Below are 19,143 nucleotides of genomic sequence, written 5' to 3' on the forward strand. Positions count from 1 at the left end.
CCGCGGTACCACTGCGAGGCTTGTGACCTTATGACCGATTTGTCGTTGAACTCCGGAAGGCCGGGCACGAGGCCCGGACGGACGGGAGCTTCGAGATCATGAACCGCAGAAGCCTGCTGGTGGCGGCCGGCGCCGTCGGTGTCACCGCCGCGGTCGGGGGCGCCGCCGCCGCGATCGCCGCCGACGACCCGGAGGCGGGCCGCCCGCCGCGCCCGATGCTGACGTGGGAGCTCGTCGGCGGGTTCGTGCCGGCCGGCTGGACCATGCTGCGGGCGCCGAAGCTGGTGGCGTACGACGACGGGGTGCTCATCGCCGACGCGGCCCGGCGCCTGCGCATCGGCCAGGGCGAGCTGCGGTCGCTGCGCAACCACGCCACGACGGTGCTGCGCGACCCGGCGAATGGGCGCCGCCGCCCGGGCGCGCCGATCATCGCGGACGTCCCGTCGACGGTGTTCACCGCGCGCACGAACGGGCGGAAGTTCAGCCTGTCGTTCGAGGGGCTGGAGGAGACGCGGCGCGACCACGTGTACCCGACGCCGGCGTACGCGCTGCTGGACCACCTCGCGCAGCTGCGGGACCGGGTGAACCGCGGCGGGTCGCCGTGGCGGCCGGACGCCGTGCGGCTGATCGCGAACCTCATCGACGCCGCCCAGCCGACGTCGGCGCCGGTGCCCGCGTGGCCGGCCGGGGTGCCGGTGCCGCAGTTCCGCAAGGACTCGTACGTGGTGCAGCTGGACCTGCGCGACCGGGCGGCCCGGGCCGTCATCCGCGCCATGCCGCACCCGGATCAGGCGCAGTGGCCCGTGTTCCGGCTGCCGGACAACCGGCGGGTGCAGGTCAACTGGCGGTACCTGCTGCCACACGAATAGCCTTCATCGTCTCGATGAGGACCCGGTGCGTCGTGGCGATGTCCTGCGCCATCTGGAAGCTGCCCTCGACCTGCAGCGTCGCGAAGCCGTGCATCGCGGCGCGCAGGACGCGGGTGGCGTGCACGACCTGGTCGTCGTCGAGGTCGTAGGCCTTGAAGACGGCGAAGATGACGGCGATCAGGCGCCCCGCGGCGGCCGACACCGCCTCGTCCGGGTCGGGCCGCTGCGGGATCAGCGCGTAGCGGTGCGGGTGTTCGGTCGCGTAGGCGTGGTAGGCGATCATGAGGGCCTCCAGGGCGTCGTCGCCGCTGCGGCCCAGCATGGCCGCCGTCGTGGCGGTGGTGAGCTCGTCGAGCAGCCGGACGGCCAGCAGGGCGCGCAGCTCGGGCAGGCCGGCCACGTGCTTGTACAGCGACGGCGTCGCCACACCGCACTGCGCCGCGACGGCGGCCAGGGTGAGCGCCGCCGGCCCGCCGTCGTCCAGGACCCGCAGCGCGGCGTCGACGACGGCGGCCGGCGTCAGCCCCGCCCTAGGCACGGGCGGGCTCGGTCTCGCGCAGGAAGGCGAGGACCGCCGCGGCCGTCTCGGCCGGCAGTTCCGAGTGCGGGTAGTGCCCGGCGCCCTCGATCATCGCGACGGTGCCGCCGATGCGCCCGGCGATCAGGCGCGCCTCCGCGGCCGGGTCCGGGAAGTCGGGGTCCTCGGCCCCCATGAGCACCAGCGCGGGCGTGCGCACCTCGCCGCTGCGCGCCTCACACACCGACACGTCGGCGGCCATCATCGCCCGCAGCGCGTCCATCCGGCCCGGCTCGGCGAGGTTCGCCGACAGCGCGGCCCGCTCGGCCGGGTCGGCCTTGCCCGACTTGTACAGCGACGCCCAGTACGTCACCCAGAGCGGCCGGAACGTCTGCACCGCCCACACCGCGGCCCGCATGACCGGGTTGGGCTTCGGCATGACCCGCGCGAACGGGTCGGACAGCACGATCGCGGCGAACAGCTCGGGCGCCTCGGCGGCGGCCCAGATCGCGCTGGCGCCGGTGTAGGAGTTGGTGAACAGCACGGCCGGCCCGGCGCCGAGGTGGCGCAGCAGCGCGATGGCGTCGCGGGCGATCGCCTCGGGCGAGTAGTCGGCCCAGACGGCGTCGCTGTCGCCCTCGCCGCGCAGGTCCATGGTGACGACCCGGTAGCCGGCCGCGACCAGCTGCGGGACGAACGCCGCGTAGGTCTGCCGGGTCACGCCCAGGCCGGGCAGGCACAGCACCAGCGCCCCTTCGCCGCGCGTGTCGTCGTAGGCGATCGTGCCGTTCTCGTGCTCAAAGCTCATCGTCATAGCTAAAAAGCTAATGCCGTTAGCTTCACCGTGTCAAGGGCCCGGGTCCCTGACATGTCGGGCGCTGCGCGCCGCGACATGTCCGGATTTATACCGTGGCGGGCGGCATATGGTTATGACACCGTTTTCTTGGCCGCGTCGTACGCCAGGTGCAGGAAATCGGAGCCGGCCACGGCCGCGGCCACGCCCATGCCGAAGCGCGTGATGCGCGGCGCGAACACCAGCCCCGCGCCCAGGCCGGTCGCGACCCACACGCCGGTGCAGAACGGGCAGGTCAGCAGCTCCCCCATCGCGTGGCGGGCGCCGTGGCCGCGCGGGCTCTCGTTGAGCTCGGCCTCGCCGGCCGGCTCCTCGAACTGCGTGAACGGGGCCCGGATCGGGCTCGTGATCGCGTCCTTGGTCAGCAGCCGGGAGAGCTTGTGCGTGGCCACGGCGAGCAGCGCCAGGTCGCCGGCCGCGGGGCGGACCGGCAGCTGCCGGCCGGTGAGGCGCGCCACGCCGGCCACCGCTGCGACGGCCGCCGCGAAGACGCCGAGCACGGTGGCGTACCCGCGCAGGGGCCGCTCGTCGGGGGCATTGCGGGCGTAGGCGCGGGAGGTACGGGAGTCGATGTCCGCCATGCGGTTCGTCTACCCGGGAATCGCCGGCGTGAACCCAATCGAGACTACGCAGGATCGCGGCCGGTGCCGGGAGTCCAGTGTGGACGGCCGCCACCACGGCGAGGGCGAGCGCCGCCGGCGGCGCTCGCCCTCGCCGTGGTGGCGGCCGCGGTGGGTCAGCTCAGGGCGTCCTTCACGTCGTGGGCGGCGTCCTTGAGCTTGTCCCCGGCCTGCTTGACGTTGGCGGCGTCCTGGTCGGCCTGGCCCTCGGCCTCCAGGCGCTCGTTGTCGGTGGCCCGGCCGTAGCGCTCCTTGGCCTCACCCGCGACCTCTTCGGCCTTGTGCTCGACCTTGTCCTCGAAACTCATGTTGACCTCCCGTGCTACCCGCGGCATCGACGCCTTGCGGTCTCCCGTGGAGTGCCCGCGAACATGGGGGTCGAAACGGCCGCGGGCGCCTCACCCCGGGCGGTGGGGCCGGGGTGAGGCGCGGGCGGGCGGGTCAGCAGGCGCCGTTGCAGGCCAGGACCTTCAGGCGGTCCAGGGCGCCGTTCCACTGGTTGGAGTCGCCGGCGAAGGGGCCGCTGCTGGAGTACTGCCAGAACGACCAGGTCGGGGCGCCGGCCGGGAGGGTGCCGGGGGCGCTGCTGTAGCGGGCGATCCACAGTGGACTGTTGGCCCAGAAGCCGGAGTAGTTGCCGGTGCAGGTCACCCACCAGTCGGTGGTGGTGTAGATGACGGCCCAGCGGCCAGTGCGGGCCTGGTACTGGTTGAGGAACGCGCGGATCCAGCTCACCATCGCGGACTGGGACAGGCCGTAGCAGGTCGCGCCGTACGGGTTGTACTCGATGTCCAGGGCGCCCGGCAGGGTCTTGCCGTCCTTCGACCAGCCGCCGCCGTGGGCCACGAAGTAGTCGGCCTGGGCCGCGCCGCCCCCGCCGTTGGGGATCGCGAAGTGGTACGAGCCGCGGATCATCCCGATGTTGTAGGAGCCGTTGTACTGCTGGGCGAAGTAGGGGTTGGTGTAGTACGTGCCCTCGGTCGCCTTGATGTAGGCGAACCGCGAGCCGGCGTTCCACTGGGCCGACCAGTTGACGTTGCCCTGGTAACCGGACACGTCCTGGCCGTAGGTCACGGTGGCCGCCGAGGCCGGGCTGCCGGTGAGGAGCGCGGCCACCAGGGTGACCGCCGCCGACAGCGCCGCCAGTGCGCCGAGTCGTCGTGTGGACACGGTGCATCTCCTTTGTGGGGGGACGAGACTCTCGCCGATTCGGCAAAGAGCTTCGCCGATTAGCTCATGGTCGTGGAAAACTTTCAATAGGCGTCCGTCGAAGTTTAAGGCAACCTTCAAGATTCCAGCTCAGCGAGAACAGTCAATGGACACCGCTTGTTGACCAGGTGTAGTGTGCGCCGCTGAAGGAAGTTGCCGACATCCGTCCGTTGATGTAAATCAGCAACAGGAGGCTTCCATGGCCCGTCTCAGCCGGCGCGGCGTGCTGCGCGGCGCCGTTCTGCTCGGCGGCGCGGCGGCCGCGCTCAGCGGGTCCGCCCCCGCTCTCGCCGCCGTCGAGCAGGTCTCGATCGCCAGCTGCGGCGCCTGGGGCGCCCGGCCGCCGTCCGGGGCGCTCACCATCGACCAGCACCGGCCGAACAAGATCATCGTGCACCACACGGCGATGGCCAACTCGACCGACTACTCGCAGGCGCACGCGTTCCAGAACTCGCGCGACATCCAGAACCTGCACATGGACACCAACGGCTGGGTCGACAGTGGACAGCACTTCACCAACAGCCGCGGCGGCTGGCTGACCGAGGGGCGCAACGGCAGCCTCTACGCGCTGCTGCACGGGCAGACCATGGTGCAGGGCGCGCACTGCGTCGGGCAGAACGACCAGGCGATCGGCATCGAGAACGAGGGCACGTACCTCACCGAGCAGCCGCCCGCCGCCCTGTGGAACAGCCTGGTGGCGTTCTGCGCCTTCACCTGCCAGCAGTACGCCATCCCGGCCACGGAGATCTACGGGCACAAGGACTTCAACAGCACGCAGTGCCCGGGCCTGCTGCACGACCGCCTGCCCGAGCTGCGCGCCGCGGTGGCCGCCCGGCTGTAGGCCGGAACGGCCTCATACGCACGGCCATGGCCCGGCGGCCGCCCGCCGCCGGGGTGGCCAAGCCGGACGTGGTGGTCGTGGCGGTACCGGCGGATCAGCTCCCGGCATTCTGGCCCGCCGACGACCTGGCCGAGCGGGAGCGGCGGATGCTCGCCGAGTCCGAGCGGCGCCGGGGCAAGGCCGACGACGCGCGCGGGCTGTGGCTGATCGGCGGGCCGCTGGCGCGCTACCACGAGCGCCGCGGCGGGCGGGCCGACACGGCGGCGTCCGACGCGCGGCGGGCCGCCGGGCACGCGACCGGCTACGCCGCGGCGTTGTAGGGGAACCTGGACCGGGTCCGGCTGTACCGCTCCGGCGAACCCGTCACCGTCGCGGACGTGCTCGGACCCGGCTGACCCGGATCAGCGGGACGTGCACGTGGGTGCCAGGCCGGTGCCGGTGCCGGTGGCCTGGAAGCCGAACTCCGTGTACTGCCCGGCGGCGACGGCGCCGTTGTACGCCACGTTGGTGAACTGCACCGCGCCGCTGTTGCCGCTGCGGTTGGCGTTCCAGGCGTTGGTGATGACGGCGCCGGAGGGCAGCGTCGCGGCGACCGTCCACGCGGTGATCGGCGACGAGCCGGCGGTCACGCGGATCGTGGCCACGAAGCCGCCCGTCCACTGGTTGAGGGAGACAGTGGCCGTACACCCGCCCGGAACCGGCGGCGCGGAGCTCGACGGCGGCGGCGAGGACACCGGCGGGGACGACACCGGAGGCGTGGACGGCGGGGCCGAGGACGGCGGGGGCGAGCCGCCGCCGTCGGTCAGGGCCGGGGTCGTCCAGTCGCGCCACTCGGCGAGGTTGCCCGAGGCCTTGCCCGACACGCGGAACGCGCCGGGGTCGTTGCCGGTGCCGAGCAGGAACCTGCGGATGTTCTGCTGCAGCGGGGTGCGCCACTCCGGGCGGTTGGCGCAGTGGGTGCCGTCCTGGACGTCCGACCAGTACGTGATGTTGTCGCCCGCGCCGAGCGCCTTGTACACCTCGGCGCCGCCGAGCGCGGCGACGCTCGCGGACTTCGGGCCCAGGTTGACGATGTGCGGGTTGTCCATGATGAACAGCCCGCGCGGGGCCACCATCGCGACCATCTCGTGGGTGTCGACCGGCAGCCGGGCCGGGCTGGAGGTGAACGAGCCGAACGCGTCGCCGAGCCACGGCTGCTCGCCGTAGGCGCTGCTGAGGCTCTGCGCCCCCTCCCCCGGGATGCCGCGGAAGATGGGCACCCCGGCGCTGCCGGACTCGATCGGCATGGTCAGCGCGATGCGCTGGTCGAACGCGCCGACGACGAACGCGCCCTTGCCGAAGCGGGAGCAGCCGGTGACGCCCATCGCGTCGGCGCGCAGGATGCCGCCGCCGGACTGGGCGATGACGTCGATGATGCGGCTCACGCCCCACGCCCATGCGGCGAGCAGGCCGGTGCTGCTCTGCGCGCCGTAGATGCTGTAGAACGCGCCCTGCTTGTTGTTGCGGGGCGTGCCCTCCTTGCCCACGGTGTACGGGTCGTAGTTGATGACGGCGGCGCCGGCGGCCTTGATCGAGGCGGTGTCGGCGCCGAAGCCGCCGAGGACGACGACGGCCGGGAACGGGCCGGTGCCGCTGGGCAGGTCGACGGTCGCCGAGAAGCCGGCGCTGCGGCCGTTGTCCGACGCGTTGACCGTGATCGCGGTGCGCGAGACGGTGCCGGTGACGGTCTGGGGCTTGCCGGGCTTCTCGCCGTACACGAACTTCTCGGCCAGCCGCTTGACCTCCTCGCGCCGGCAGCGCCAGTCGGACTTCGCGGTGATCCGGGAGCCGTCGATCCGCTTGAACGGGTCCGGCAGCTTGGCGTTGGCGGGCAGGGAACCGGCGTCGGGCAGGGCCGGGACCGGGCAGTCGGCGCCCTCGTCCTCGACCGCGGCCGTGACGGCCGCCTCGGCGGTGCTGGACCTCGCGAGGGCCGTCGCCACTGCGGCGCCCGCGAGCGTGGTCACGACGGCCAGGACGGCGGCCGCCAGGCGGGTACTCACTTCGGAGTCTCCTTCGGATATGGAGTTGGCGGTCCCGGGTGGCGGGCCGGAACCGGAAGGGCCCCAGCGTCGAGGGGCGCGGTGACGGGTGTCAACGCCGGGCCGGGCGCCGGCGGTCCTTTGCGCTGGTCACCGCGCACCCGGGCGTGGAAGCTCGTGGAAACGATCACGGGGGTCGATGCGTCGGGACAACGGGGCTCGCCGCGGGGTCCTACCGTGATCGTCGTGGCGTACCAATATCAGGTCCCGCAACCGCCGAAGAGCAACACCCTGCGCACGGTGCTGATCGTCGTCGGCTCGCTGCTTGTGCTGTGCTGCATCGTCGCCGTCGTCGGCGGCTACTTCCTGTTCCGCAACAGCGGAAAGGACATCCAACAGGCCCAGGACACCACGGACGTCTTCGTCACCGATCTCGAGCAGAGCAAGCTCGACGCGGCCTACGGGATGCTGTGCGACGCGACCAAGGGTCAGTTCACCGCGGACGCCTTCACCCAGTTCGTGGGCAAACAGCCGGTCATCAAGCGTCACGAGCTGGCCGGCACGTCCGTCATGAACCAGATGGGCCGCGTCACGGCCAGGGTGAGCGTGAACCTGTGGCTGGACACCGGCTCCACCAGCGGCCACGTGTTTCCGCTGCTCAAGGAGGGCGGCACCTGGAAGGTCTGCGGCAACCCCCTCTGAGGCGGCTCAGGCGACGGTCAGCACCGTCTTGCCGCGGGCGTGCTCGGTCTCCAGCATCCGCAGCGCGTCCGCGGTCTCGCTCAGCGGGCGGGTCCGCTCCACGAACGGGGTGAGCCGGCCGGCCTCGACGAGCGCGGCCAGCTCCGCCAGGTCCTTCGCGCTGCGGCGGGCGGTCAGCACCCGCAGGCGGCCGCCGCGCAGCGGGGACGACGCGGCGACGGCGAGCAGCCGCGGGACCGGGCCGAGGACCGGGCCGCCGTTGCCGGTCGAGGCGATGTACACGCCGTCGGCCGCCAGCAGGCGGCGCATCGCGGACAGCCGGTGGCCGCCGGCGAGGTCGACGATGACGTCGAAGCGCTCCGCGAGGCCGGTCACGTCCTCGCGCGCGTAGACCACGACCCGGGTCGCGCCCAGCGCCGCCGCGCGCTCGGCGTTGCGGGCGCTGCACACGGCCGTGACCGCATGCCCGAACCCATGCGCCAGCTGTACCGCAAAGGTGCCCACGCCCCCCGAAGCGCCGTTGACGAGCACGCGCCTGGCCGGGCCGCCCTCGGCACCGGCCAGGCGCAGCGCCTGCAGCGCGGTGGTGGCCGCGACCGGGAGGGTGGCCGCCTGCTCGAAGGTGAGGGCGGCGGGCTTGGCCGCGAGGTCTCCGGCGGGGACGGTGACGTACTCGGCGAAGCCGCGCTTGCCGGTCTCGCCGAACACCTCGTCGCCCGGCCGCCAGGCGGTGACGCCGGCGCCGACCGCCTCGACGGTGCCGGCGACGGCCCGGCCGAGGATCGGCACGCGGGGGCGGCGCACGCCGAGCACGAGGCGGGCGATGGACGGGGTGCCGCGCAGGTCGACGCGGTCGCCGTGGTTCAGGGCGGCGGCCCGGACGCGCACGAGGACCTCGCCGCCCGCGGCCACCGGGTGCTCGACGTCGGCGTAGCGCAGCAGCTCGGGCGGGCCGTAGCGGTCCTGGACGATGGCTTTCATGGCGGGTTTGTCCCTTCTGGACGGTCAGCGCCGGTGGGAGAGGGTGACGGCCTCGAGGACCGTGCTCACGAGCGTGAGCGAGCCGGTGATAACGAGGCCGATGCGGATCCAGTGGACGGTCCCGGCGTCCCAGCCGGCCGCGGCGGCGAACGCCGGGTTGAGGATGTGGTCGGTGGCCGCGAGCCAGACGAGCGTCAGCGCGCCCGCGACCTGGACGAGGGCGCCGGCCAGGGCGCGGCCGACGCTCCAGCGCACGTAGTACTTCGCGAACGACACCGCGAGGTTGGCGGCGGCGAGGGTGATGAAGAGGTACACCAGGCCGGTGTCCCACAGCCACGGCGTGAACAGCGGGATCGGGTCGCCGCCGGCGGCCAGCGGGCTGACGAACGGCGAGAGCAGGATGAACGTCGAGATCAGGATCAGCAGCAGGGTCTCGGTCACCAGCTCGGCGTGGCGGGCGCGGCGGCCGGGCTGCTCCGGCAGCGACTCGGGGCTCCACGGGCGGGCGGGCCGAGCGCGGCCGCCCCGGAGCCGGTCGAGCAGGACGAAGGCGAGCGTGGTCCAGAACGCGACGTGCACCGCGGTCGTGATCGCCGCGCCGGCCGTGGCGGCGGCGATGCCGGCGGCCGAGGCGTCGCCGGACAGGGCCCGCATGAGCCCGACATAGCCGGCCACGGCGGGCACGACGGTGGCCAGCAGGGTGGTGAGCAGGCGGGTGTAGTCGAGGTACATCGCGGGGCCGACGAGGTGCAGCGGCCGGTCGGCGTAGCCGGCGGCGAGCCGGGCGGGGTCGCCGAGGTCGGTGAGCACGGCGCGCTCGGCGTCGCCGGGCGCGGCGCCGGCCTCGACACGGTCCTCGATGGCGTCGGCGATCGAGGTGCGCAGCTCCTGCTCGATGTCGGGGCGCTGCCGGCCGGGCAGGCGCCGCAGGGTGGCGTCGACGTAGCGATCGGTCAGGGTGAGCGTCATTGCCGGGGAGTCCTTCACGTCGGCCTTCACTCGGAGTCGATGGCGTGGGCGTCGAGGGTCTTGAACGAGGCGTCGAGCTGGCGCCAGTCGCGGCGCAGGGCATCGGCGAGGGCGTGGCCCGCGTCGCTTGTCCGGTAGAACTTGCGCGGCCGGGACTCCTCGGTGTTCCAGTCGCTGGTGAGCAGCCCCTGCTTCTCGAGGCGCCGCAGGAGCGGGTAGAGCGTGTTGGCGTCGACGGCGAACCCGCCGCGCTCGAGCCGGTCGAGCAGCGCGTAGCCGTAGTCCGGCCGCTCGAGGATGAGCAGGCAGGCCAGCACGACCGTCCCTCGCCGCAGCTCCTGCAGATGGGCCGAGATGAGTTCGTCGTCGGGCATGCGTCATACGATAGTGTGCGTCACACAATATCGCAACGAGCACTTCATTGATCGATCGCCACGGTGGCCCATACGAAAAATCCCGCCGCTCCGCGACAGAATTTTTCGGACTTATTATCATTTAGCGGGTCACGATCGATCGTGCACCTTTACGGCGGTGACAACCGATCACATGCGCGTCGCCAATGCCGTTGGCCCCGGCGAGCAGCGGGTTGCCGGACCGCCCGAGGGCAGGCCGCTCGGGCTGCGCGTGGACACCGGCGCGGCGGCCACGCCACCGGCCTCAAGACGGAGGCCGGCGACGCGAAAGACCTCGCCGCGGCCGCGGCGCGGCGGCCACACCACCAGCTCAAGACCGAAGCCGGCGACGCGAAAGACCTCGCCACGGCCGCGGCGAGGCGGCCACACCACCAGCTCAAGACCGACGCCGGCGACGCGAAAGACCTCGCCGCGGCCGCGGCCGGCGGTTACAGCAGGCCGAGGTCGCGGGCGCGGCGCACGGCCTCCGAGCGGCGGTCGGCCCGCAGCTTGTGCAGGACGGCGCGGATCTCGCTGCGGACCACGCTGACCGCGACCCGCAGGTCGGCGGCGATCTCGGCGGTGGGCGTCAGCGCGGCCAGGTGCCGCAGGACCTCCGCCTCCCGGGCGCTGAGGACGGGGGCCGGCTCGTTGCGCTCCGGCGGGGGCAGCACCACCCGCAGCGGCACGTCCTGCTCGCGCAGCAGGCGGCGCAGGATGACGTCCGACTCGTACACCGCGCGGATCCCGCCCTCCTCGGCCATGAACTCCACGGCGGTGCGCAGCGCCTCCGCGGCCCGCTCGTCCTCGCCCTGGCGGGCCACCCCGGCGGCGAGCAGCAGCCAGGCGTCGACGACGACGCCGACGGGCAGGTCGAAGCGGGCCAGGACCCGGTCGGCGCAGTCGATCGCGCGCTCCGCGTCGCCGTCGGCGAGCTGGGCGACGCCGGCCAGCAGCTCGACCTCCGGGTGGGCCGGGTCGAGGTGGTCGAGGGCGTCGTGGACCTCCTGGTGGCGGCCCATCGCGATGAGCAGGCGCAGCTCGGTCAGGGCCAGCTGCTGGCGGATCCACGGGCGCGGGTGCCGCCCGGCGCGGCGCACCGCCGACAGCGCGGCGGGCAGCTCGCCGCGGGCGCGCAGCAGGCGGGACCGCACGAGGGCGAGAGTGTCGGCGTAGGCGTCGCGCTGCGGCCGGCCGACCAGCGCGTCGAGGCCCTCCTCGGCCGAGCGCAGGTACCGCCAGGCGGCGTGGACGTCGTACCACTCGGCGGCCACCAGCGCGAGGGTCGCGTCGGCGAGGTGGTGCGGCGGGTCGCCGCCGGCGGTGTCGGCGAGGGTGAGCGCCCGCCGGGCGGCGCCGTAGGCGATGCGCAGCCGGCCGCGGTGGGCCTCGGCGAAGGCGAGGTGCTCGGCGCAGTACACCACCATGGTCTCGCACCGGTGCCCCGTCGCGGCGAGGGCGGCCTCGGCGAACAGCTCGGCGGCCTCGGCCAGCCGGCCGGTGCACAGCCGGGCGGTCGCCCGGCCGGCCGTCACGTACACCCGAAGCTCCGGGCGGGCCGCGCGGCGCTGCCGGTCGACCCGCTCGAGCAGCCGGGCGCCGGCGTCGGACGCGGCGGCGAGGCGCTCCGCGTCGCCGGCGAAGTACGCGATCGTCTGCTGCACCAGGCACGCGCACAGCGCGAGGGCGACCGGGTGCTCCACGTCGGCGAACGCGGCCAGGCTCAGCGGGGCCGGTCCGGTGCTCGCGAGGGCCATCATCCGCTCGGCGGCGGCGGGGTCGCGGCGGGCCAGCGCCACGGCGGCGGCCACGACGATGCCCTCGGGCGTGCCCGGCTCGGCGGGGGCGCCGGACAGGAGTGCGGCGAGCCGGCCGGGCGGGCCGTCGATGATGATCTCGCCGGCCGCGAGGTCCTCGACGACGAACCGGGCGGCCTGGTCCCAGGCCCCGGCCGCGGCCGCCTGCCCGACCGCGCCGGGCAGGTCGCCGGAGTCGGCGAGGTAGCGCGCGGCCCGCAGCCGCATTGCGCGGGCCTGCGGGGGCGGCGGCACCAGGCGGTCGCGCAGCATCGCCGCGAAGAGGGGATGGAGGCGGTACTGCGGCCCCGCCGGCCCCTCCGCGCCGATCCGCTCGAGGAACGCGCCGGCCTCGGCGAGCTCGTCCAGGACGTCGGGGCCGGGTGCGCGCCCGCCGGCCGTCGCGGCCAGCTGCGGCGTGAACGTGTCCAGCAGCGCGACGCCGGCCAGGAGGGCCCGCTGCGGCTCGGTGAGCGCGTCGACGATCTCGCCGGTGAAGTACTCGGCGACGTGCGGGTGCTCGATCAGGTTCGGCACCCCGGCGCCCGGATGGCCCTCCATCGCCATCGCGCACAGCCGCACCCCGGCGATCCAGCCGCGGGTCTGGCCCCGAACGGCGTCGAACTGGTCCTCGGTGAGCTCCACGCCGTGCCGCCCGAACAGCGCGCGGGTCTCGTCGGCGCCGAGCAGCAGCGCGTCGTCGGGCAGCTCGCCGAGCTCGCCGGTGAGGCGGTAGCGGTGCAGCGGGAACCGGGGGCGGCGGCGGCCGACGAGCAGCAGGCGCAGGCATTCGGCGTGGTGGACGAGGTAGTCGATCTCGGCGTACTGCTCCCGGCCGAGCCAGCCGGCGTTGTCGAGGATCAGCAGCAGCGAGCGGTCCCAGCGGGCGAGGGCCGCGGCGAGCTCCATCGCCGTGCGGTGGTCCGGGTCCCGGGCGACCAGGCCCGGCGGCAGGACCGCGCCGGCCCCGCGCAGCGCGGCGATGATGTGCCGCCACAGCCGCCCGGGCCGCCGGCCGTCGTCGCGGTCGAGGCTGAGCCAGGCGACCGGGTCGCCGTCGCCGGCCTCGCCGGCCCACGCGGCCACGAGCTGGGTCTTGCCGGAGCCGGCCGGGCCGGTGACGAGCGTGACCGGCAGGTCGGTGAGGCTCCACAGGCTGTCCTCGAGGCCGGGGCGGGCCAGCGCACGGGGCACCACGTCGGGCCGGGCGAGCTTCGCGGGCAGCACGGCGGACGCCTCCCGCGGCTCCATGACCCTCACCTCGATCCTTGACGCTCCGTGCGCAGCGTGGCCCACACGACCTTGCCGCCGGCGGTTGCCGTGGCGCCCCAGGCGGTCGCGGTGCCGTCGACGATCCGCAGGCCGCTGCCGCGGATCTCCAGCGGCGCGCTGGAGCGGCTGTGCGCCTCGACGATGGCCGGCAGCGCCGGGTCGCCGTCCTCGACCGCCAGATGGAGGAGCGTGCCGCGGCGCGACGCCGTTACCGTGAACGGGGTGCCGGCGTGCTCGAACGCGTTGGTCGCGAGCTCCGACACGATCAGCCGGGCCGGGCGCAGCAACGGGGCCAGGTCCCAGGCCAGGACGGTGTCGCCGACGAACGAGCGCGCCTCCGACGGGGAGAGGATGCAGGGCTGCAGCCGCAGCGACACCCGGCCGAGCGGCGGGGAGCGGCGCTCGAGGTCGGCGCGGGCCGCGGCCGGGCTGCCGTACACCGGCAGGCGCAGCGCCACCCCGGACGTCTCCAGCTGCTCGCGCACCCGGTCCGCGGCGGCGACGAGGATCGGCACGGGCGGCACGGCCGCGCCGCTGCGCCGCTCGGCCAGCAGCACCGCGCCGAGCAGCGCCGGGTCCGGGTCCACGACCGCGGTCAGGTCCAGCAGCAGCGCCCGCGGCTGCTCGGCGAGGCCCTTGCGCACCGCGGCGGCGATGTCGATGCGCACGCGGGCGGTCCACGGTCCGGCGACGGCGACCTCGACGGTTCCTCGTTCGACGTCGCCGTGCAACGTAACGGTCGGCTCGAACACGCAGCCTCATTCCCGAAGCCATCGCGGGACATCGATTGCCTACGCAGTGTGCGACCGCCGGCAACGGCGCGTCAACGGTGTTCACCCGAGCCTTGCACAACCATCCACCACGCCGGACCGTCCGTTCGGACGACGTCACCGATCATCACGCGGCCGGATGTATCGTGCCCGCCATGATCACCGAGGACGCGGACGCCGACCTGCGCCGCCTGGCCGCCGATCCGCGGTTCCCGCACGGGGACGCGGCCCGGCGGGCGATCCGCTTCCGGGCCCGGGGCTCCGTGGCCGACCTCGTCGCCATCGCCGACGACCCGCACCCCTGCGGCATGACGGAGATCGTGTTCGCGCTGGCCGGCACCGCGCGGCCGTGGCTGAACTGGGTGCCGATGCCGGCCGAGGCGATCACGGGGGCGGCCGACCGGGTCGCCTCGCGGCGGGCGAAGGGCGAGGCCGTGCACGTCTCACGCAGCCGGCTGTCCCAGGCCGAGCCGGCCACCGCGATGATCGCCGCCCGCCGCCTGCTCGGCCCGTTCGAGCTGGAGATCGCCGCGTTTCCCGAGCCCGACCTGCGCCGGCCGTTGCGCCGCGGCCGGTACGCGGTCTGGCGCTACGACGGCGAGTGGCCCGTCCCCGTGGCGCCCGCGCCGCCGGAGGCGGCCGTCCGCGTGCTGCACGAGGTCGCGGAGGAGACGTGGCCGTCGATGCTTTCCGGGTACCTCCAGGCCGCCCCGCTCGGCGCCCTCTCACTTGGCGACCTGCTCGGGCTGCTCGGCCACCTGCCCGAGCCGCCCGCGACGCCGCGGTGGCAGAACCTGGCGAGGTCGAGGCCGACGTACTGGTACCGGCTCATGCAGCCGTGGGTGTGCCTGGGCCTGCTGCGCCACGCCGAGCACGAGCCGTGGGCCACCTCGACCCGCCGCGAGGTGCTCGTCGACCTCGCCTTCGGCGTCGAGGACTGGGTCAGCGACGCCGCGCTCTTCGCGCTCGTCACCGCCGCCTACCGCGAGCCCGCCGTGCGGCCCGAAGTCCGGCGGCTGGTCCGGGCCCGGCTCGACGCGGGCCGGGCGGCCCGCCGGGCCGGGCGCAACGTCACGATCGGCCGGTCGCTCGCCGAGCTCATGCTCGTCACGCCCGGGCGCACCGCGCTCGACCGCATCGCGGCGCGAAGGTTCGGCCGGCTTTCTTAGGAGTTGTATAGATCGCTAGGTACCCGCGGGTGACGTCAGTAGGTTGCCGGGCATGCGGCACATTCGAACCCTCATCGTCGCGGTCTTCGTCGCCCCGCTCGCCTGGGTCCTGCTGGCCCTCGGCGAGGTCCGCTCGGACGGCGCCTTCGGCCACACGGCGTCCTCCACCCTGCACGCCGGCAGCTTCGTCCGCCCCCTGCTGCTGCTGGGCGCGGCCGGGCTGCTGCTGGGCCTGCTCGCCACCCTGCGGGTGTCACCGCTCGGCGCCGTCGCGATCGGGGTGCTGTACACCCTGAGCTATGTCCTGTTGCTCGTCGCACCGGGACGGGTGGTGCGGGTCCTGCCCGACGACCTGTACGTGGCCGGCCACCTGCTCAACCTCTCGGCGCCGCTGCGCTCCGGCACCGCCGCCGTGCTCGGCGTGCTGCTGCTGGTCGCCGCGGCGAGCGGGCAGCGCTGGCGCGCCTGGCCGCGGCCCGGCGCCGACGAGCCCGCGGCCGGCGAGCCGCTCGACGCCGACCGCCCTCTCGGCACGGAGGGCCTCGGTCTCACGCCCTACCGCCCGTACGACGAGACGGCCAACCGTCAGTACGACGAAACGCCGAGCCGCCCGTACGACGAGGAGCCGACGACCCGCGAGCGGACGCTCACCGGGCCGGACACCTACCGCTGGTAGCGGTGCGGCCCCCAGGTGTGGCTGCTCGGGGGTACGGGATCCGGCCATCAGGCGCTAACGTTCGTGGCCATGGGTTCCGTTGCGCTGGCCGAGGAGCTGCTCCTGCTGGCCTACGATGACGAGTCGGGTCGCGCCACCGGCTCCACCATCGGTCTCGATCTGGGCATGGCCGCCGCCGTCCTCGTCGAGCTGGCCCTCGCGGGCCGGCTCGTGTACGTCGGCGGCACCATCATGGCCACCAACCCGGCGCCGATCGGCGAGCCGATCGCCGACGAGGTGCTGTCCCGGGTCGCCGCGGACACGCCGCACACGCCGGACTCCTGGATCCAGCGCCTGCGCCACGGCCTGCGCGACCGCGTCCTGGCCGACCTGTGCGCGCGCAACGTGATCTGCGACGTCGACGAGACCACCATGGACGGCTTCATCCACCTGCACCGGTACCCCACCATCGACCCGACGGTCGAGGGCGAGGTCCGCGAGCGCCTGAGCGCCGCCCTCATCGGCACCGACGCCCCCGACGAGCGCACGGCCGCCCTGGCCACGCTGGTCGCCGCGGTGCGCATGGAGCCGGTCCTGGGCCTGGCGGGCGCGGACGTCGCGGCGGCCCACCAGCGCCTGCAGCAGATCAGCGACACGGCCGGCTTCACGGGCTCGGTGAGCATGGAGGAGTCCTCGATCCGCCCGTCGGTCGCCCTGGTCGTCGCCGTCCTGGTCAAGGCCATCCAGACCGCCCTGGGCACGGCCCGCTCCTGACGCCGCCGGGGTTGCCCGCGGCGATGGCGGACAGCCGCCCGCGGGCGGGGCGGCGGCGCGGGCCGCGGCGCGTAGTCTTCACCCCGGGCGGCGCACCGGGGAGCGAAGGAGACGGCCGTGGATGTCGGCGACATCGTTGAGGACTTCGTGCTGGCCGACGACGAGGGCACCGAGCGGTCGCTCAGCGGCCTGCTCGAGGGCGGCCCGGTGGTGCTGTTCTTCTACCCGGCGGCGCTCAGCCCCGGGTGCACCATGGAGGCCTGCCACTTCCGGGACATGACGGCGGAGCTGCGCGCGGCCGGCGGGCAGCCGGTCGGGGTCAGCGGCGACGCGATCGAGCGGCAGGCCGAGTTCTCGGCGAAGCACTCGCTCGGCTACCCGCTGCTGTCCGACGCCGACGGCAAGGTGCGCGAGATGTTCGGCGTCAACCGGTCGTTCGGGCTGCCGCGCCGGATGACGTTCGTCATCGACACCGACCGGCGGATCATCGCGGTCATCAAGGCCGAGATCCGCATGTCGGTGCACGCCGACAAGGCCCTCACGGCGCTGCAGCAGCGGGCCCGGCCGGCCTGATCGCGGCCGGCCGGCCCGTTGCGTCAGTGGTAGAAGCCGACGATGCCGTGGCCCGCGGCGGCGGCCTGGCGGGCCCAGGCGGCGACCGTGCGGACCTCGTCCGTCGTGCCGGCGCCCAGCGGCTCGACGTTGGCCGCCACGTCCGCGGCCGGCCAGTGGCCGATGCCGGGGAAGTCGTCCGGGGGCGGCAGGGGCACCGGCGCGCCGCCCGAGATGAGCTCGAACATGCTCAGCGTCGCGCCGGTGGCCTTGATCGTCGGGTCGACGTGCGCGTCGAGGTACGCCGACGGGCACGGGTAGAACGGCGAGTTGTCCAGGAAGCGGCCGTGGAACTCGACGATGTACTTGAACCCGTACCCGTAGAGGTACCCCGGCAGCGGCATGTCCTGGCCCATGACGATGTGCCCGATCGCGGCGAACAGGTTGCCGGCGCCGCGCTCGTTGGACAGCTCGAAGTCGTCGTTGAACCGCGCGATCTGCTGGCGGAAGCGCCCGCAGATCGCGCGGCGCCGCCGGTCGTCACCGCCGCCGCAGACCTCCCGGAGGGCCTCGATGTCGACCGGGTACGCCATCACCCCGTAACCCATGACCGCCCATCGTAGGCCCGGCGATAGGTGAGCATCAGCATCGGCCTCGACGGGCTGGGGCCGCTCGGCCCGGAGGCCCGCTACGAGCCGGCCGAGTCGGTGTCGCTGGCCTTCGTGTCCGCGCTGCAGGTCCCGCCGCCGCGGCAGCCGGCCGTGCAAAGACCGGCCGCGGCCACGATCCGCTCCATCTGCGCGACGGGCACGCGCGGCGCGGCGGCGGCCCGGCGCACCACGCCCTCGTCCCGGTCGTCGAGCAGGGCGGCCAGCGCGGGCACGGGCAGGTTCGGGTGCTGGGCAACGGCGCCGCGCACGGCCGCGCTCTCGTCGGCGGCGAGGCGCTCGGCGAGCTCGGCCGGCAGGCCGGGGTCCCGCGGCGCGAGCCGCCGCATCCGGGCGGCGGGGTCGGTGGCCAGCCGGCGCAGGACCTCGGGCGGCAGCGGCAGCACGTCGGCCGGCCGCCACCGGGTGTGCCTGCGCGGGCGGAACTCGCGGTCGATGCGCTCGGCGGTGGCCGGGTCGACGAGGTGGGGCGCGGTGCGGGCGGCGGCCAGCCGCACCCGGTTGTTCTCGTCGGCGAGCAGGCGCGCCACGGCCTCGGGCGGCAGGCCCGGGCTGCGGCCGGCCGAGGCGCGGAAGGCGACGTACGGCGAGCCGAGGTGCGGCAGCGGATCGGCGGCGACCCACGCGAGGTGCATGTCCTCGAGCTCGCCGGGGGCGAAGCAGTCGGCGAACGCCTCTTCGGTCTCCGCCTCGAGCATGTCGTACTCCGCGGACATCACGTCGTCGTGGATGCGCCGCCGGGTCGGCTCCGGGGTGTCGGCGCGGCCGAAGATCGCGACGCGCACGGTGGCGCTGCGGTCCTCGGCGAGCCGGTCCCGCACGGCGGCGGGCAGGCCGGGATGCCGGGCCAGCTCCGCGCGCACCTCGTAGCCGGCATCGGCGGCCAGGCGCTCGGCGAGCTCGGGCGTGAGGATCGCGTGCCGCACCGCACCGGCCCGGGTCACCGGGTCGTCGACGAGCTGTGGCACCAGATCGGCCGGCGGGACCGGATGGGGTCTGCGGGCGAAGTACGTCGAGCAGGCGAACTCGCGGACCGTGTCGACCGGGTCGGTGAGCAGCACCCGCCGGACCGCCTCGGGTGCCCCGACCCACCAGCGGCCGAGCGTGGCCCGGATCCCGGCGTCGGGATCGCGGGCCAGCCGGGCGCGCAGGTTCGCCGGGCAGTGGCTGTTCTCGGCCACGGCCTCGCGCACCCTCCTGTCCCGGTCGTCGACGAGGACGGCGAGCACGTCCGGGCTCGCGGACCGGCCGGCCAGCGCGCACCGCACGGCGCCGTCCGGGCTCGCCGCCAGGCGCAGCTGCACCGGCTCCGGCAGGTGCGGGCTCAGCGCGAGGGCGTGCACCAGCCAGTGGTCGCCGGAGCCGATGATCGCGTCGATCATCTCGCCGGTGAGGTCGGCCCGCGCGGCCACACGGCGCCGCCCGCGCCGGTACGGGATCAGCCGCCACACCAGTCCGGCCGGCAGGGCCGGGTTCTCCGCCAGGCCGTCGACCGCCGCCTCGACGTGCACGG

At 74.4% G+C, this 19,143-nt stretch carries 21 protein-coding genes; 8 read left to right on the forward strand and 13 right to left on the reverse strand.

What is annotated here, in order from left to right; all coding sequences use genetic code 11:
* Window positions 1-98 precede the first annotated feature (98 nt).
* Window positions 99-869: a hypothetical protein gene (locus ACQEVU_RS37745; RefSeq protein WP_433332277.1), complete on the forward strand. Its 771-nt coding sequence runs from the start codon at window positions 99-101 to the stop codon at window positions 867-869.
* Here the strand turns inward: ACQEVU_RS37745 and ACQEVU_RS37750 are convergent.
* The 5 genes from ACQEVU_RS37750 to ACQEVU_RS37770 form a co-directional block, all read right to left on the reverse strand.
* A complete protein-coding gene (locus ACQEVU_RS37750; protein WP_433332279.1) occupies window positions 838-1,407 on the reverse strand; it encodes a TetR/AcrR family transcriptional regulator in 570 nt (189 codons plus the stop codon). The two genes, ACQEVU_RS37745 and ACQEVU_RS37750, sit on opposite strands and share 32 nt — an antisense overlap.
* Complete coding sequence (locus ACQEVU_RS37755; RefSeq protein ID WP_433332281.1) at window positions 1,400-2,200, reverse strand: alpha/beta fold hydrolase; 801 nt, start codon at window positions 2,198-2,200, stop codon at window positions 1,400-1,402. The genes ACQEVU_RS37750 and ACQEVU_RS37755 overlap by 8 nt, the downstream gene beginning before the upstream one ends.
* A 113-nt stretch (window positions 2,201-2,313) precedes the next feature.
* A complete protein-coding gene (locus ACQEVU_RS37760; RefSeq protein ID WP_433332283.1) occupies window positions 2,314-2,820 on the reverse strand; it encodes a DUF1360 domain-containing protein in 507 nt (168 codons plus the stop codon).
* 155 nt (window positions 2,821-2,975) lie between these two features.
* Complete coding sequence (locus ACQEVU_RS37765) at window positions 2,976-3,167, reverse strand: CsbD family protein (protein ID WP_433332285.1); 192 nt, start codon at window positions 3,165-3,167, stop codon at window positions 2,976-2,978.
* A 133-nt stretch (window positions 3,168-3,300) separates the two neighbouring features.
* Complete coding sequence (locus ACQEVU_RS37770; protein ID WP_433332287.1) at window positions 3,301-4,029, reverse strand: lysozyme; 729 nt, start codon at window positions 4,027-4,029, stop codon at window positions 3,301-3,303.
* A gap of 238 nt (window positions 4,030-4,267) precedes the next feature.
* Here ACQEVU_RS37770 and ACQEVU_RS37775 point away from each other — a divergent pair, with 238 nt between their 5' ends.
* Together ACQEVU_RS37775 and ACQEVU_RS37780 are read left to right on the forward strand one after the other, a co-directional pair.
* Window positions 4,268-4,909: a peptidoglycan recognition protein family protein gene (locus tag ACQEVU_RS37775; RefSeq protein ID WP_433332289.1), complete on the forward strand. Its 642-nt coding sequence runs from the start codon at window positions 4,268-4,270 to the stop codon at window positions 4,907-4,909.
* Window positions 4,910-4,935: 26 nt separating this feature from the next.
* A complete protein-coding gene (locus ACQEVU_RS37780; RefSeq protein ID WP_433332291.1) occupies window positions 4,936-5,229 on the forward strand; it encodes a hypothetical protein in 294 nt (97 codons plus the stop codon).
* A gap of 81 nt (window positions 5,230-5,310) precedes the next feature.
* Here ACQEVU_RS37780 and ACQEVU_RS37785 read toward each other — a convergent pair whose 3' ends face one another.
* On the reverse strand, window positions 5,311-6,951 hold the full coding sequence (locus ACQEVU_RS37785) for a glucuronyl esterase domain-containing protein (protein ID WP_433332293.1): 1,641 nt from the start codon (window positions 6,949-6,951) through the stop codon (window positions 5,311-5,313).
* Between the two features lie 225 nt (window positions 6,952-7,176).
* Between ACQEVU_RS37785 and ACQEVU_RS37790 the strand changes: the two genes are divergently transcribed.
* Window positions 7,177-7,632, forward strand: a complete 456-nt coding sequence (locus ACQEVU_RS37790; protein ID WP_433332295.1) for an Rv0361 family membrane protein — start codon at window positions 7,177-7,179, stop codon at window positions 7,630-7,632.
* A gap of 6 nt (window positions 7,633-7,638) precedes the next feature.
* On the opposite strand, the gene ACQEVU_RS37795 is transcribed toward ACQEVU_RS37790, so the two are convergent.
* The 5 genes from ACQEVU_RS37795 to ACQEVU_RS37815 all read right to left on the reverse strand — a co-directional run bounded on the left by ACQEVU_RS37795 (window position 7,639) and on the right by ACQEVU_RS37815 (window position 13,794).
* Window positions 7,639-8,613 carry an NAD(P)-dependent alcohol dehydrogenase gene (locus ACQEVU_RS37795; RefSeq protein ID WP_433332297.1) on the reverse strand — a complete coding sequence of 325 codons (975 nt, stop codon included), beginning with the start codon at window positions 8,611-8,613 and terminating at the stop codon, window positions 7,639-7,641.
* 24 nt (window positions 8,614-8,637) lie between these two features.
* Window positions 8,638-9,582 (reverse strand): permease prefix domain 1-containing protein, encoded by a 945-nt coding sequence (locus ACQEVU_RS37800; RefSeq protein WP_433332299.1) that lies wholly within the window; start codon window positions 9,580-9,582, stop codon window positions 8,638-8,640.
* A 26-nt stretch (window positions 9,583-9,608) separates the two neighbouring features.
* Window positions 9,609-9,956: a PadR family transcriptional regulator gene (locus ACQEVU_RS37805; protein ID WP_433332301.1), complete on the reverse strand. Its 348-nt coding sequence runs from the start codon at window positions 9,954-9,956 to the stop codon at window positions 9,609-9,611.
* Between the two features lie 467 nt (window positions 9,957-10,423).
* Complete coding sequence (locus tag ACQEVU_RS37810) at window positions 10,424-13,021, reverse strand: LuxR C-terminal-related transcriptional regulator (protein ID WP_433332303.1); 2,598 nt, start codon at window positions 13,019-13,021, stop codon at window positions 10,424-10,426.
* Between the two features lie 5 nt (window positions 13,022-13,026).
* A complete protein-coding gene (locus ACQEVU_RS37815; protein WP_433332305.1) occupies window positions 13,027-13,794 on the reverse strand; it encodes an ATP-binding protein in 768 nt (255 codons plus the stop codon).
* A gap of 173 nt (window positions 13,795-13,967) precedes the next feature.
* Between ACQEVU_RS37815 and ACQEVU_RS37820 the strand changes: the two genes are divergently transcribed.
* The 4 genes from ACQEVU_RS37820 to ACQEVU_RS37835 all read left to right on the forward strand — a co-directional run bounded on the left by ACQEVU_RS37820 (window position 13,968) and on the right by ACQEVU_RS37835 (window position 16,983).
* Window positions 13,968-14,981, forward strand: coding sequence for a hypothetical protein (locus tag ACQEVU_RS37820; RefSeq protein WP_433332307.1), 1,014 nt, complete (start codon window positions 13,968-13,970; stop codon window positions 14,979-14,981).
* A gap of 52 nt (window positions 14,982-15,033) precedes the next feature.
* Complete coding sequence (locus ACQEVU_RS37825; RefSeq protein WP_433332309.1) at window positions 15,034-15,657, forward strand: hypothetical protein; 624 nt, start codon at window positions 15,034-15,036, stop codon at window positions 15,655-15,657.
* A gap of 69 nt (window positions 15,658-15,726) precedes the next feature.
* Window positions 15,727-16,410, forward strand: coding sequence for a GOLPH3/VPS74 family protein (locus ACQEVU_RS37830; protein WP_433332311.1), 684 nt, complete (start codon window positions 15,727-15,729; stop codon window positions 16,408-16,410).
* Window positions 16,411-16,527: 117 nt separating this feature from the next.
* Window positions 16,528-16,983, forward strand: a complete 456-nt coding sequence (locus ACQEVU_RS37835) for a peroxiredoxin (RefSeq protein WP_433332313.1) — start codon at window positions 16,528-16,530, stop codon at window positions 16,981-16,983.
* A 23-nt stretch (window positions 16,984-17,006) separates the two neighbouring features.
* Here ACQEVU_RS37835 and ACQEVU_RS37840 read toward each other — a convergent pair whose 3' ends face one another.
* Together ACQEVU_RS37840 and ACQEVU_RS37845 are read right to left on the reverse strand one after the other, a co-directional pair.
* Entirely contained in the window at window positions 17,007-17,570 is a 564-nt protein-coding gene (locus ACQEVU_RS37840) for a DUF7691 family protein (RefSeq protein WP_433332315.1), read from the reverse strand.
* A gap of 80 nt (window positions 17,571-17,650) precedes the next feature.
* Window positions 17,651-19,141: a hypothetical protein gene (locus ACQEVU_RS37845; RefSeq protein WP_433332317.1), complete on the reverse strand. Its 1,491-nt coding sequence runs from the start codon at window positions 19,139-19,141 to the stop codon at window positions 17,651-17,653.
* Between the last annotated feature and the right edge of the window lie 2 nt (window positions 19,142-19,143).

This window comes from Dactylosporangium sp. CA-139066, from assembly GCF_050936175.1.
Classification (GTDB): Bacteria; Actinomycetota; Actinomycetes; order Mycobacteriales; family Micromonosporaceae; genus Dactylosporangium.